Below are 14280 nucleotides of genomic sequence, written 5' to 3'. Positions count from 1 at the left end.
GAGAAGGAAAAGAGTTGAGGGAGAACGCGATGGCGGACCAGCTGCACTTCGACGACGTCACGGTAGGGGACCAGATCACCACCCTGCGCACGAGCGTCGACGAGATCCAGATGTTCTTGTTCAGTGCTGCGACGTACAACGCGCACCGGATCCATTACGACAAGACCTGGGCAGTCGATGTCGAGGGTTACCAAGCGCCGCTGGTGCAGGGACCGCTTCAGGCCGCACTACTGGCGCGTGCCGTCACCGATTGGATCGGCGGCGCCGGCACCTTGGTGACGTACTCGGCGCAGAACCGCGCCGTCGCCTTTCCCGGCCAGGAGCTGGACTTCGTGGGAACGGTCACGGCCAAGCGTGAGGAAGACGGACGCGCTTTGGTGGACTTGGAGATTCGCGGTGAGCGCGACGGCGAGCTGTTGATGCCGGGCACTGCCACCGTCACCCTGCCACGCCGGACCGAGGCTGCCTGATGAGCGGACTACGCGGCGAAGCAGCCATTCTCGGCTTCTGCGAACTGCCGTCCCAGCGCAAGCAGACTCGCCCGGAGCAGTTCACCATCGAGCAGTGGGCGAGATTGTCGAAGATGGCGATCGACGACGCGGGCATCGACGCCTCCCAGGTCGACGGCATCGTCGCGCATGGTCTGGCGGAGTCTGACATGTTCGTTCCGGCCACGCTGTCGGAGTACATGGGACTGCCGTTGAACTTCGGCGAGCGGGTCGACCTCGGCGGCGCCACTGCAGCCGGCATGGTGTGGCGTGCGGCTGCTGCCGTGGAGCTCGGCCTGTGTGAATCCGTGCTCGTGGTCGTCCCGGGCTCGTACATGTTGCCGCGCTCGCAGCAACGCCCGGCCAAGGACCCCGGTTACTTCGGCGCGTCGAGCAACAACTTCGGCTCGCCTCAGGCGGAGTTCGAGATCCCCTACGGCAACCTCGGCCAGAATGCGCCGTACGCGCAGATCGCCCGACGCTACGCAGCCGAGTTCGGCTACGACCCGGAGGCGACCGCGAAGATCGCCGTCGACCAGCGGACGAACGCGTGTGCCACCCCCGGTGCGGTGTTCCACGGTAAGCCGATCACTCTCGACGACGTGCTCGCCAGCCCGATGATCGCGGACCCTATCCGGATGCTCGAGGTCGTCATGCGGGTGCAGGGCGGCGCGGGTGTGATCGTCGGTAACGCCGACGTGGCGCGCAAGTCGAAGAACCGTCCAGTGTGGGTCAAAGGCTTCGGCGAGCGGATCTCGTTCAAGACGCCTACTTACGCCGAGGACATGGTCCGCACACCCATCAAGGCGGCGGCGGACAGAGCCTTCGCGATGGCAGGCGTCGAGCGCTCCGACATCGACGTGGCGTCGATCTACGACTGCTACACGATCACCGTGCTGATGAGCCTGGAGGACGCAGGGTTCTGCGAGAAGGGCACCGGCATGGAGTGGGTCAAGGAACGCGACCTCACCTTCCGTGGCGACTTCCCGCTGAACACCGCAGGTGGCCAGCTCTCCTTCGGGCAGGCAGGCATGGCAGGCGGCATGCACCACGTGGTCGATGGCGTCCGGCAACTGATGGGACGAGCAGGCGAGGCACAGGTCGAGGACTGCAACACGGCATTCGTCACCGGCAACGGCGGAATCATGAGCGAGCAGGTCGCTTTGATCCTGCAAGGAGAATGAGTATGAGCACCGCAGAAAAGCCGTTTCCCGAGCCCACCCCGGTCACCAAGCCGTTCTGGGACAGCCTCCGCGAGCACCGGATCGAGATCCAGTACTCGCCGTCCTCGGACGAGTACGTGTTCTACCCGCGGGTGCTGGCGCCGCGGACCCTGGCAGACGATCTCGAATGGCGGGAAATCACCGGGCTGGGCACGCTGTACACCTACACCGTGGCCGATCGCCCCACCGCGCCGCCATGGGCGGACTCGCTCCCGCAGATCCTGGCCGTCGTCCAGTGGGACGTGGGCCCGCGGCTGAGCACGGAGATGGTGGAGGTCGACCCGGCAGACCTGGAAATCGGCATGCGCGTCGAGCCGGTGTTCTGCGACTATCCCGACCGCGACATCACGCTCCTGCGTTATCGCCCGGCCGGCAACCGAGACTGACGAGAGGAATCACAGATGTCACAGATGGCCGGCAAGGTCGCGTTGATCACCGGCGCAGGCGGAGGAATGGGCCGCACCCACGCGGTGCGGTTGGCCCAGGAGGGCGCGGACATCATCGCGCTCGATCTCGTCGAGGCAGGCCTTGCCGAGACAGCGGCGCTGGTTCGGGCCGAGGGCCGTCGAATCGTCACCGACGTTGCGGACGTGCGCGACCTGGCGGCGACGAAGGATGCAGTCGCACTGGGTGTCGGAGAGCTCGGCAGGTTGGACACGGTGGTCGCGAATGCCGGAGTGACCGAGAACGTCGGCCCGTCGTGGACGATCGACGAGGCTCTGTGGGAGCGGTCGATGGCCGTCAACCTGACCGGTGTCTGGCACACCGTGCTGGCGGGCGTCGCGGCGCTGGAGGTCGCCGGCGGTTCGGTGATCATCATCAGCTCGACGGCCGGCATCAGCGCGGCTCCCGGTGCCTCGCACTACAGCGCAGCCAAACATGCGGTGGTCGGACTGGCCAGGACACTGGCCAACGAGCTCGGCCCGCAGTCGATTCGCGTCAATACCGTCCACCCAGGCGCAGTGGACACGGCGATGACACTCAACCCGGCAACCTTCGCCCGGTTGCGACCGGACCTCGAGGATCCAACGGCCGAGGACGTCGTCGATGTCCTCGCCGCGCGGCACCTGTTGCCGGTCCCCTGGGTGGAGTCGGTGGATGTGAGCAATGCGGTGGTGTTCCTGGCCTCGGACGAGGCGCGGTACATCACCGGCACACAACTGGTGGTCGACGCCGGACTTACACAGAAAGCGATGTCATGAGTGGGCGATTGGCGGGCAAGACGGCATTGATCACCGGCGGAGCCCGGGGGATCGGACGCGCGCAGGCGGTGCGATTCGCTCAGGAGGGTGCCGACCTGATCGTGGTGGACTGCTGCACCGCGGTAGCGCACTCGACGACCCCTGCCGCCAGTAGCGCGGATCTGGCGGAGACTGTCCGACAGGTCGAACTGCTCGGGCGACGGATCTTCGCCATCGAGGCAGATGTCCGCGAGCAGAGCGCGCTCGATGCGGCGGTAGCCCGCGGCGTCGACGCACTCGGCAGGCTCGACATCGTCTGCGCAGGCGCCGGAATCAGTTCCACCGGCAAAACCATGGAGCTCTCGTCCGAGGTCTGGCAGACGATGCTGGATGTGAACCTCACCGGGATGTGGAAGACCTGCAAGGCCGCTATTCCACACCTGATCGAGGGCGGGAGCGGTGGTTCGCTCGTCCTGGTCAGCTCCACGGCCGGCGTGCGGGGCCTGAACGGCATGGGCCACGTCGCCGCGGCCGAGCACGGGCTGGTCGGGCTGATGCGATCGCTGGCGAAGGAGCTTGCGCCACACAGTATTCGAATCAACATCGTGAACCCTTCCATGAGCACGGACGGAAGGGCGAGCCAGGACATCGCCGACGTGAGCCTGTTCCTGGCCTCCGACGAAGCCCGCTCCATCACCGGGATCACGATGCCTCTCGACATGGTCTACGCGTGAGAGCCCGGGTGACGTGCGTGCCAGTCGAAACAACACACTCTTCAGAAAGAAGGAATCGATCATGACGCGAACCAATGTGGACGTGGTGGTTGTCGGAGCAGGCCTCGCCGGCCTGTACGCGATGCACAAGTTCCGCGGGCAGGGACTCGACGTCCAGGGCTTCGAGGCAGCTTCCGACGTCGGTGGCACGTGGTACTTCAACCGCTACCCGGGTGCCCGCTGCGACGTGGAAAGCGTCGACTACTCGTATTCCTTCGACGATGACCTGCAGCAGGAGTGGGACTGGTCCGAGCGCTACGCTACGCAGCCCGAGATCCTGGCATACCTCGAACACGTCGCGGACCGATTCGACCTGCGTAGCGGCTTCGAGTTCGACACCCGAGTGGTGTCCGCGACGTTCGACGAGCAGGCCGCACGGTGGAACATCGTCACCGACAAGGGCGAGAAGGTGACGGCGCGATTCTGTGTGCTGGCCACCGGCGCGCTGTCCACCACGAACCTGCCGAACATCCCGGGCCGCGACAGCTTCGGCGGAGAGATCCTGCATACCGGCGACTGGCCGCGCACCGGGGTCGATTTCGCCGGAAAGCGGGTCGGTGTCATCGGCACCGGATCCTCGGGCATCCAGTCCATCCCGCTGATCGCCGAGGAGGCAGCGACGCTGCACGTCTTCCAGCGCACCCCGAACTTCTCCGTGCCCGCGAGCAACCGCCCGCTGGACGAAGAGACTCGCCGTGAGCAGAAGGCGACTTACGCCGAGCGTCGACGCAAGAGTTGGGCCAGCGGTGGTGGTTCACCCTTCGTCTCGAACCCGAAGAGTGCGCTCGAGGTTCCGGCGGACGAACGGGAGGCAGAGTTCGAGCAGTACTGGGAGCTCGGCGGGGTGTTGTTCGCCAAGACGTTCGCGGACCAGATGAGCGACATCGAGGCCAACAACTTGGCTCGAGGCTTCGCTGAGCGCAAGATTCGCGCGGTCATCGAAGATCAGTCCGTGGCCGACGTACTGATCCCGACGGACCACCCGATCGGGTCCAAGCGCATCGTCACCGACTCCGGTTACTTCGCGACCTACAACCGCGACAACGTCACACTGGTGAATCTCCGCAAGGCGCCGATCACCGCCATCGACGAGACGGGCATCGCGACTGCCGACGCGCACTACGACCTGGACATGATCGTGTTCGCCACAGGCTTCGACGCGATCACCGGTTCACTGGACCGCATCGACATCCGTGGACGCGACGGGGTACTGCTGCGTGAGGCATGGGCGGCAGGACCGCAGACACTGCACGGCATCGCTGCGGCCGGCTTCCCCAACATGTTCCTGATCACCGGACCCGGCAGCCCCGGCGTGCTGGCAAACATGGTGCTGGGTTCCGAGCAGCACGTGAACTGGATCGCGGACGCGATCGCGTACCTCGACAGCAACGATTACGCGGTCATCGAGGCAAGCGAACAAGCTGCTGTGGACTGGATAGCCGAGTGTGCCGCCGTCGCCGCGAAAACTTTGTTCCCACAGGCCAACTCCTGGTACATGGGTGCAAATATCGAGGGCAAGCCGCGTGTCTTCATGATGTATGCGGGTGGTTTCGGCAACTATGGCCAGAAGATTGCCGAGGTTGCTGCGGCGGGGTACAAGGGGTTCGATCTCTCCGCGCTCGCTGCAAGTCAGGAGTGACGTCACGGCGGGTCTGCACCGGGGATGCGGGCCCGCTTGACGGTGATCTAAATCTCTTTTACTCTTTGGTGTGTGATGAGATACCAAGTATCACTCAGTGATTCATGCCCTCGGTTCGGCTCCGTAAAGCTGTGATTCGACTCGAAACTGATCTGGGGGAGTGCCATGACCATCGTTGACATGAACGACACAAGGTTCGCCGGCCGGGCCATCGGCGCACAGTCCAGGTCGGTCCTGCCGCCGTCGATGGTCGAACGCATGACCCTGATCCTGGACGCGTTCGACGGTCGAGCAGCCCGGCTGTCCCTCGAAGAGATCTCGTTCTGCACTCAGCTTCCGCGGTCCACTGTTCACCGCATTCTCGATCAGCTCATCCGGCTCGACTGGGTGAATCACTCTTCGGTCGGTTATGGCCTCGGTGCGCGTGCCCTCGGACTCGGCGGCGGTGACGGTGGACGTAGCCAGATTCGCGAGGCTGCAGCACCGATCCTGCACGAACTGCACATGCAGACCGGGATGGTCGTCCATCTGTCCGTGCTCGACGGGCCCGAAAGCGTCTGTCTCGACAAGGTCGGTGGACGGTTCGCCTCCGCGCTGCCATCCCGCGTCGGTGGCCGGGTGTCGGCACACGCGACGGCCGGTGGAAAGGCGATGCTGGCGTGGCTGGATCCCGAGCATGTCGACACCTTGTTCGGTCCGACCCTTCCCCGCTTCACCGACCACACCATTACCGACCGAGCGGTCCTGCATCTGGAGTTGAACCGCATTCGTCAGCGCAAGGGGCTGACGTTCTGTCTCGGCGAGTCGGTCAGTGGGATCGCATGCGTGGCATCGGCGATTCGTGGCTACGAGGGTCCGGCCGGCGGTATCGCGCTGTGTGGGGAGATGCGGACTGCACAACTCGAGCGAGTTGCGCCTTTGGTGGTGGATGCCGCTCGTGAGGTCACGCGGACTCTGTTCCCCGAACTGGGAGCCCCTCGCCGTGCCCGCAAAGCTCTGTCGATGAAAGCCAACTGACCCCACCTCTGCATAGCGATGTGAGCTGGCGCACAATTGTCGGCAATGACTCAGTCGACAGGTCCCGAGCCTGCGCTGGCGGCAGGTGAAGACCCGCGCCGCTACGCGCAGATACTGGCGGCCGTCTACGACGCGACAATGGCGGGCGGTAAGGGTCCCGCCCGGCCGCGCGAGGTGATCGGCGACTCGTGGCGTCGGTTGCAGACTCTCGGGATCGATCCCGAACAGAAATCGATCTCACCCTCGCTCGTCGACATCTCCGATCTCGAGCTGAGCCGTCGAGATTCGGGTCTGTTCGACGTCCTCGACGATCTGGCTCGAGGTTTGGAATCGGTGGTCCAGGACGGCAACAACATTCTCGTCGTGGCGGATCGTCACGGGCGGGTGTTGTGGCGCAGTGGCTCGACATCGGTGCTCGATCGCGCAGACGGACTCGGATTCGTCGAGGGCGCCAGCTGGGCCGAGGATTCGGTAGGAACCAATGCCATCGGAACAGCGTTGGTTTCACGTCGGGCCGTGCAGATATTTTCCGCGGAACACTACGTGCGCAGTCACCATCCGTGGACGTGCGCAGGCGCGCCCATCAAGGACCCGCGCACCGGTCACGTCCTCGGCGCACTGGATGTCAGCGGGCCCGCAAACACCGTGCACCCGACGACCCTCGCACTGGTCGATGCCATTGCCCGTCTTGCCGAATTCCAACTGCGTGAACATCATCGGCAGAACTTGGACCGGCTGCGTTCGGTCGCTGCCCCCATGCTCGCCCGGCTGCATTCCCCCGCATTGGCCGTCGACGCCAACGGGTGGGTAGCGGCCACCTCGTCCGTAGCGCTGCGCACTCGAGTTCTACTGCCCGAGGATCTGGCCACGGGACGATTCTGGATGCCGACGCTCGGTGTGTGTGAAGTCGAGCCGTTGCCCGGTGGTTGGCTCGTCCGGCCGACCGGGATGGCGGAGAGCGCATCGGTATCCGAGACGGCCGGGGCCACCACGATCTACATCGACTTACGCCATCCGCAGCACATGCGTGTACAGATCCGTAGCGAGGTCGGGGAGTGGACACACGAGCCGACGCCTCGTCACGCAGAGATTCTCTACCTCCTGGCGTGCCATCGGGAGGGGCGGACTGCGGCACAGATGGCGGCGGATCTCTTCGGTGACGGCGGAAGGGCGATCACCGTGCGAGCCGAAATGTCACGCCTCCGAAAGCAGTTGTCCGGCGTGGTCATGACCCAGCCCTACCGGTTCGACGCGTCGGCGACCGTCGAAATTTTGCTGCCCGAGGACATCAGCAGACTGCTGCCGCATTCTTCGGCACCCGCGGTTCGGGCACGACGTATCAGCTGACGACATGTTGAGCGCTCGGTAGGCGCGCTCGACTGCTGCCGAAAGCTCTCGTGCATACTGCTGGACGAAGCACTAAGCAAGCCAGTCGCAGGGGGAAGCCGGTCGAAATCCGGCGCTGACCCGCAACGGTGGGCTGTCTCTTCTCGTAGAGATGGCGAGTCCGATTACCCAGCGGCTGTGTGTGCGACACCTATTCGTCGTGGTCTACGAATCGGCAGTCCTGCGCGTGGGTGATTTTTTGCTGCGCGTCGACTCTCAATTTCGTGGCTCTGAGCTCCAAGTGAGGTTCATATGTCACCATCTACTCCCTCCATCGTCCGAATTGTCGCGGTCGGATCCGCTGCAGCGCTGCTCTTCGCGGGCTGTTCGCGTGGCGACTCGGTAGACGCCACCTCGACCGGGGCCGCGTTCGACGAGCCGGTCTCCATCTCCAACTGCGACCTCACCCAGCAGTTCGATGTCCCTCCGCAACGCATCGTTTCCATGAACGACCACGTCACCGAGGTGCTCATCGAGATGGGAGTCGCGGACCGGATTGTCGGGATGGGCTACCAGAACGCGTCGCCCACTGCGGAGACGGCAGATGCATTCGCACAGATCACCGGCCTCGCCGATGAATACCCGACGAAAGAGCAGATCCTCGATCTCGACCCCGACCTCGTCGTGGGCGGCATGCGAAGCGCATTCAACGACAAGGAAGGCCGCTCCCGCGAATCGTTCACCGACGTCGGCATCGCGACGTTCCTGTTCTCCGAGTATTGCGGATCGGGATTCCCCGACATCGGGATGCTCGAAGACGACTATTCCCAACTCGGTGAGATCCTGGGAGCCGAGGATGCTGCGAAAGACGTCACCGACGGGGTCGTGGCAGGCCTGAACGCGGTGGGCGAGAAATTGACCGGCGTGCCTCCGACCCCGACGTTCTTCTACGACTCCGGTGAAGACGTTCCCACGACCATCGGGGGCGTCGGCGTCGGGCAGGTCATCGCGGACTACGCCGGGGCGACGAACATCTTCCCCGAAGGCGAGCGGCCTTACCTGGACACGACGTGGGAGATCATCGGCGAACGCGCACCACAGGCGATCGTCGTCCTCGACTACGGTGATACCTCCGCGCAGGGCAAGATCGACTTCCTGAAAAGTCAACCGATCATGGCGACGACGCCTGCCGTCCAACGCGACAACTTCATCGTCGTACCGCTCGACGACTTCTTCGAGAGCCCGCGACTGGTGATGAGCGTGGACACCATCGCACGCGCACTGCACCCGGACCGGTTCCAGGACTGATGGCTACCGCCGTCGAAACACGCACTGCGCCTGTCGAACCCGCGTCGAACCGGCGTTCACGCTTTCCGCTCGGAGTGGTTCTTGCACTGCTGACCATCGGTCTTCTGGCTGCGATCGCCGCGGCAGCATCCTTCGGGTCGGTGCGGATTCCCGTCGGCGACGTCTGGGCGATCGTGATGCACAAGGTGATGCCGGGAGCGTTCGACTCCTGGTGGACCGAGGCTCGCGCAGTGATCGTCCTCGACTCACGTCTTCCGCGGTCGTTGACGGCAGCGGTCGTCGGTGCCTCGCTTGCGATCGCGGGCGGTGTCGCACAGGCAGTCACGCGTAACCCGCTTGCTGATCCGTACCTGCTGGGAGTCTCCTCGGGAGCGGGCTTCGGCGTCGTGGTGGTGATGGTGCTCGGTATCGGAGCGGGTGCGCTCGGGGTCTTCACCATTCCAGCGGCCGCCTTCATCGGGGCGATGATCCCGTTGTTCCTGGCATTGTTGATCGGTGGCAGGTACCCACAGTCGACGGCGATCATCCTCGTCGGCGTCGCATTGGGCGCCGTGTTCTCGGCGTTGATCACCTTCACTCTTCTCGTATTCGCCGACGAACACACCCTGAGCGGTGTGTTGCATTGGCTGGCAGGAGGATTCGGCGACGCGCGCTGGTCGACGTTGACTTTCCCCACTCTCGCACTCCTGGTGGTCGGCACCGTGGTGTTGCTCAGTGCGCCGCGGATTGACCTGCTGAAGACGGGTGACGACGGCGCCGCGGCTCTGGGATTGAACGTCCAGCGATTCCGTGTACTTCAGCTCCTGGCAGTCTCGATGCTTGCCGGTGCGGCCGTATCCGTCGGTGGCGGAATCGGTTTCGTGGGTTTGCTCGTACCTCATCTCGCGGGGTACATCGTCGGTACCCGGGCCATCAGGTTGCTTCCCGTGGCGGCGCTGCTCGGGGCGGTCGCGTTGGTGGGGGCAGATACGCTTGCGCGATCGGTTGCCAGCAGCACCGAGGTGCCGGTCGGAGTGGTCACCGCACTGGTCGGCGCACCGATCTTCGTGTTCATGCTCTCTCGTCAGTACGGAAGGGCCGAGCGATGACTCTGTCGATACACGAGGTCACTGCCCGGCTCGGATCACGAGAAGTGTTGCACAGCATCGATTTCAGCGTCCGCCCCGGGGAAATTCTGGGGCTCGTCGGACCCAACGGTTCAGGTAAGACCACGGCGCTGCGCTGCTGCTACCGTGCGCTGACACCGGCATCCGGTTCCGTCCTCGTCGACCATGTCGACACACGGTCGATGAAACGCGCGGAACTGGCCCGGACCGTCGGCGTCGCAGCACAGGAACCCGAGGCGTCCGTGGGACTGACGGTCCGAGAATCGGTCGCGCTCGGGAGGGTGCCGCACCGCGGCTGGTTCTCTCCCCCGACCGCATCCGACGACGAGGTAGTGGCATCCTGTTTGCATCGGATGGAATTGTCCGCTCTGGCCGACCGTGATGTCGGCGCATTGTCCGGCGGTGAGCGGCAACGTGTCTCCATTGCCCGCGCGCTGGCTCAACAGCCGCGAATTCTGCTGCTCGACGAGCCGACCAACCATCTCGATCTGCGCCACCAACTGATCGTCATGAGTGCCATTGCCGACCTTGCTGCCGACGGGCTCGCTATCGTCGTCACCGTGCACGATCTGCGTCTGGCCGTCGAGTACTGCTCCTCGCTGGCGGTTCTCGACGGTGGATCCGTCGTTGCCTCGGGCCCGACCGCCGAAGTGCTGACCGACACGTTGCTGGCGGAGGTGTTCGGGATTCGCGCGACGGTGCGTACCCATCCGAGGCCCGTCTTCGATGTACACGGGCTGGCGTGAGCGTCTATGCGCGTGCTGCGGCGCGAGTACCGGGCCTCGGTGAATACCTCGAAGGCCCGTTCGATCTTCCTGCGTCGGTGATGCTCGACGCCGACTGGATTCGGGCTCGCGTCGTCGACACCGGGGTGCGGTGGAACTGCGTCGACGATCGGGTCAACGGCACGCTGTGGTGGTATTCGGCCAGCTCGACCCTCGCTTTCGTTGCTGTCGCCACCGCGATGGTGACCGGTGAGGCCGCAGATCCAAGCCTCGATACCGCACGCTGCTTCCTGCGGCCCAACGGCTATCTAGGTGGGGTGAGCACCGAGCGGACCATCTCGACCGAGCAACTGGCACCCGCACTGGACGCAGCGTTCGCGCGCATCATCGACGTGCTCGCCGAGGTGTCGGGAGCCCGCCGACAGGCGTTGTGGGCAATCGCGACGGACTCCATCGCCAACCGCAGCCTCGACGTGGGGGCCGCCCTCGGTGACAGGACCATCGGCAGTCGCTTCGCTATGTCGTTGATCGCGAATATGCAGGAAACGCTGCCGTCGCCGAGATTCGTCGACGTGGGGGGCTGCCGGTTCGCCCAACGCTGCTCGTGCTGCCTTTTGTACGAGACCGCGGGAGCCGACAAATGCACCAGCTGCCCTCGACGAACGCCGGCGGATCGTCGGCGTGGACTCGAACGAGCCGCCCGCTACTAGAGCTCGAGCGATACGACCACACTGTCCACCGATTGTGCGGCCAATGTAGGAGGGGCCGCATAATCGGTGGATGGCAGTTCGGTTCTTGCACGAGACGTCGCGTTTTCTTGCCGTCTCCGACCCTGGCAGGCTTCGACTGCGCAGTGCAACGGCAACGACGCTGACCTTGGTCCTCGCTATTGCATTCCTTCTACCGGCGTCGAATCTGATCGGTCAACCGATCACGGTCGCGCTGTTGGGCTCCGTCGTTGCGATGCAGTCGGCTGCGGCGGTGAAGGACAAGGACCAGCGCAGCCGCGTCATTACCACCCTGCTGCTGTTCTTCCCGGCCGCCGCTGCGGTCTCGCTGTCGGCGGTTCTGTCGCAGTTCGGCGCGGTCGCCGATGTCGGATTCATCGCCGTGCTCTTCACCGCGGTCTGGGTCAGGCGGTACGGCCCACGTGGAACCGCACTGGGCATGGTGGCCTTCATCTGCTATTTCTTTGCCCTTTTCCTGCGTGCGCAGCCAAGCCAGATTCCAATTTTCTTGGTATCGATCGCGTGCGGTGTCGCGATATCGCTGCTCGTTCGGACGGTAATCCTCCCGGAGCGGCCAGCGGTAGAACTGCGAAGACTTGTACGGGCGCTGCGGGCGGCGTCGATAGATGTGCTCGAAGTCGCATCGAACCGAAGCGAGCGGGATCTCGCGACACTGCGCAAGAAGCTGGATCGGTTCGGCCGCACCGCCCTGTTGATCGACGACTGGCTCGACCGCAACGACGCCGCCCAACTCTTCAGCGTCAGCAGCAAAGACCTTGCGCTACGCATCTTCGATGCCCAGATCGTCACCGAACAATTGGTGAGCGCACTCTGGGCGCTCGATCCGAAGGAATCATGGCCGGAGCCGCTCGGTGAGGCTACGGCTGCCTTGGGTTCGAGCCTGCAGAACAATCCATCCGAAGATCAACTGCGCGCCGCGCGACGTCTCGCGGTGGCAGCGGCGGACAAGGCGGACCCGTCGACCCAAGCCGGAATTGCCACAACTATCACCATGCGGGCAGTGCAGGCGCACAGCGCAATTCACCACATCGCCAGCAATGCCTTGCGCAAGGATCCGCAATCCCATGCGGGCGAGAAGGACGAGGTCGCCGGCGGCGATGAATCCACCGGCTTGAATCCCAGTACGAAGGCAGCCATTCAGGTTGCCGTAGCCACCAGCGCTGCAACGATTCTCGGCGAACTCATCTCCCCCGATCGCTGGTACTGGGCAGTTCTGACGGCATTCCTGGTCTTCACGGGAGCATCGACACGCGGTGAGATACTCTCCCGTGCCAGCCACCGTGTTGTCGGAACCATCGCCGGCGTACTTGCGGGAGTTGTGTTGTCCGCCCTCGTCGGACCTGATCGACCACTTCAACTCGTATTACTGGTCGTATGCGTGTTCTGTGCGTTCTACCTCGTCACCGTTGCCTACTCGCTGCTCGCCTTCTTCATCACGGTGATGCTCGCGATGTTGTACGGCCTCCTGGGAACTTTCAGTCTCGAGGTGCTCGAGCTACGAATATACGAAACCGTCGCGGGAGGACTGGTAGGCATCGCGTCGGCCTACTTCATCTTCTCCACCGGAACACGATCGACGTTTGTAAAGAAGGTCGACGACTACCTCGACCAGATGGCGACAATCATCGACACGAGCATCGACTCTGTGGTCGAACCTGGGAATGCAACGAACCTCGTTGCCGACATGCGCAGGCTCGACAACGCGTTGAAAGAACTCACGACGGCCGGCAAACCGCTGGAACTGGGTCCGACCACCCGGACTCGTCAGGGTGCCAAGCGGTTGCTGCGGATAATGGCGGTGAGCAACAGGTGCGGACATGCGCTAGTCCGAGCAGGGGTCGGCGCATCACGCGCCGAACCGGAATCACGACCGTGCGAGGCGACGATACTGGCTGTCCGAGAGGCCGCGGAGGTAACGAAATCTACGATCAGCGATGTCAAACGAGCCATCTCAGGTGAACACGTCGAGCCACCGGAGAAACTCACCGAAACTTCCGCCCACGACGTCATGCTCGAGTCCAAGACCACCTCTGGATCCGTGCGTAGCCTGGTCCGCGCGCTCGGTACCTTGAATCGCACGATGGGGGAAGCTCTCAGCCGCGCCTGACCGTCGCCGAAGTTTCCAGCCGCTACTAGGGGCTGTAGTAGTCAGTTGTAAGGTGTGCCCATGACTTCCCGGCCCGACGGTCGCGCACGCGTGCGCGGTGCATTCGTCGGTGCCGCATCCGGTGCGCTGAGTGTCGCCGCGCACGGTGTCGGTGGGGGAGCCATGATGCCGAGCGAAGCGGCTTTGATTCTGCTCCTCGCAATCAGTGCCGCGGTGGGTGGAGCGGTCGCAGCTCTCGGGGAGCGTGGGGGATGGGCTTCGACGCCGGCGACCCTGATCTTCGGACAGCTGCTCGGCCACACGATCTTGACGATTGCCGCCGAACATGATCACGGGTCTTTCCTGACCCCCACGATGGCCTGTGCTCACGCATTCGCAACGGTATTGTGTGCGTTACTGATTCGCGCCGCCATTCTGGGGTATGGGCATGCACTGTCCATCCTCCGTCGTATTCTCCCGGTGCTGAACCTGTCGATTCCGGTGCAGGAGTTTCCCCGCGCCGGTGCACCCGAATATCGTCCCGATGTCGTTCTTCGGCTGTTGGTGTGTTCCGGGGTCGGTACACGCGGGCCTCCCCGCCCCGCCTGACCTCACCCTTTTCCGAAGCGGCGCGCCAATTGATGGCGGAGTCTCGCTTC

Annotated in this window: 14 protein-coding genes and 1 riboswitch; all 14 genes read left to right on the top strand. The window is 64.1% G+C overall.

Features of this window, described 5'->3' with window-relative positions:
- Positions 1–29: 29 nt before the first annotated feature.
- The 14 genes from BJD99_RS04335 to BJD99_RS04270 all read left to right on the top strand — a co-directional run bounded on the left by BJD99_RS04335 (position 30) and on the right by BJD99_RS04270 (position 14230).
- A complete protein-coding gene (locus BJD99_RS04335) occupies positions 30–470 on the top strand; it encodes a MaoC/PaaZ C-terminal domain-containing protein (protein ID WP_084345893.1) in 441 nt (146 codons plus the stop codon).
- Positions 470–1672: a thiolase family protein gene (locus BJD99_RS04330; protein WP_084345572.1), complete on the top strand. Its 1203-nt coding sequence runs from the start codon at positions 470–472 to the stop codon at positions 1670–1672. Before BJD99_RS04335 ends, BJD99_RS04330 begins: the two co-directional genes overlap by 1 nt.
- Positions 1673–1674: 2 nt before the next feature.
- Positions 1675–2097 (top strand): Zn-ribbon domain-containing OB-fold protein, encoded by a 423-nt coding sequence (locus BJD99_RS04325; protein ID WP_084345571.1) that lies wholly within the window; start codon positions 1675–1677, stop codon positions 2095–2097.
- 15 nt (positions 2098–2112) lie between these two features.
- Positions 2113–2913, top strand: coding sequence for a mycofactocin-coupled SDR family oxidoreductase (locus BJD99_RS04320; RefSeq protein WP_084345570.1), 801 nt, complete (start codon positions 2113–2115; stop codon positions 2911–2913).
- Positions 2910–3626: an SDR family NAD(P)-dependent oxidoreductase gene (locus BJD99_RS04315; protein WP_084345569.1), complete on the top strand. Its 717-nt coding sequence runs from the start codon at positions 2910–2912 to the stop codon at positions 3624–3626. The genes BJD99_RS04320 and BJD99_RS04315 overlap by 4 nt, the downstream gene beginning before the upstream one ends.
- Positions 3627–3687: 61 nt before the next feature.
- Positions 3688–5304 carry an NAD(P)/FAD-dependent oxidoreductase gene (locus BJD99_RS04310; RefSeq protein WP_084345892.1) on the top strand — a complete coding sequence of 539 codons (1617 nt, stop codon included), beginning with the start codon at positions 3688–3690 and terminating at the stop codon, positions 5302–5304.
- Between the two features lie 165 nt (positions 5305–5469).
- Complete coding sequence (locus BJD99_RS04305; RefSeq protein WP_084345568.1) at positions 5470–6321, top strand: IclR family transcriptional regulator; 852 nt, start codon at positions 5470–5472, stop codon at positions 6319–6321.
- Positions 6322–6366: 45 nt separating this feature from the next.
- Positions 6367–7668 carry a GAF domain-containing protein gene (locus BJD99_RS04300; protein WP_084345567.1) on the top strand — a complete coding sequence of 434 codons (1302 nt, stop codon included), beginning with the start codon at positions 6367–6369 and terminating at the stop codon, positions 7666–7668.
- A gap of 41 nt (positions 7669–7709) precedes the next feature.
- Positions 7710–7859, top strand: a riboswitch (cobalamin riboswitch).
- A gap of 100 nt (positions 7860–7959) precedes the next feature.
- On the top strand, positions 7960–8955 hold the full coding sequence (locus BJD99_RS04295; RefSeq protein ID WP_143542046.1) for an ABC transporter substrate-binding protein: 996 nt from the start codon (positions 7960–7962) through the stop codon (positions 8953–8955).
- On the top strand, positions 8955–10043 hold the full coding sequence (locus BJD99_RS04290; RefSeq protein ID WP_084345566.1) for an iron ABC transporter permease: 1089 nt from the start codon (positions 8955–8957) through the stop codon (positions 10041–10043). The genes BJD99_RS04295 and BJD99_RS04290 overlap by 1 nt, the downstream gene beginning before the upstream one ends.
- Entirely contained in the window at positions 10040–10807 is a 768-nt protein-coding gene (locus BJD99_RS04285; protein ID WP_084345565.1) for an ABC transporter ATP-binding protein, read from the top strand. The genes BJD99_RS04290 and BJD99_RS04285 overlap by 4 nt, the downstream gene beginning before the upstream one ends.
- Complete coding sequence (locus tag BJD99_RS04280; RefSeq protein WP_084345564.1) at positions 10804–11496, top strand: (2Fe-2S)-binding protein; 693 nt, start codon at positions 10804–10806, stop codon at positions 11494–11496. The genes BJD99_RS04285 and BJD99_RS04280 overlap by 4 nt, the downstream gene beginning before the upstream one ends.
- A gap of 70 nt (positions 11497–11566) precedes the next feature.
- Complete coding sequence (locus BJD99_RS04275; protein WP_084345563.1) at positions 11567–13642, top strand: FUSC family protein; 2076 nt, start codon at positions 11567–11569, stop codon at positions 13640–13642.
- Between the two features lie 60 nt (positions 13643–13702).
- Positions 13703–14230, top strand: coding sequence for a hypothetical protein (locus BJD99_RS04270; protein ID WP_256895479.1), 528 nt, complete (start codon positions 13703–13705; stop codon positions 14228–14230).
- The last annotated feature ends 50 nt before the right edge of the window (positions 14231–14280 follow it).

Origin of the sequence: Rhodococcus sp. 1163, assembly GCF_002091985.1 — a bacterium.
Lineage (GTDB): Bacteria > Actinomycetota > Actinomycetes > Mycobacteriales > Mycobacteriaceae > Rhodococcoides.
This window is presented reverse-complemented; position numbering and strand designations above follow the sequence as displayed.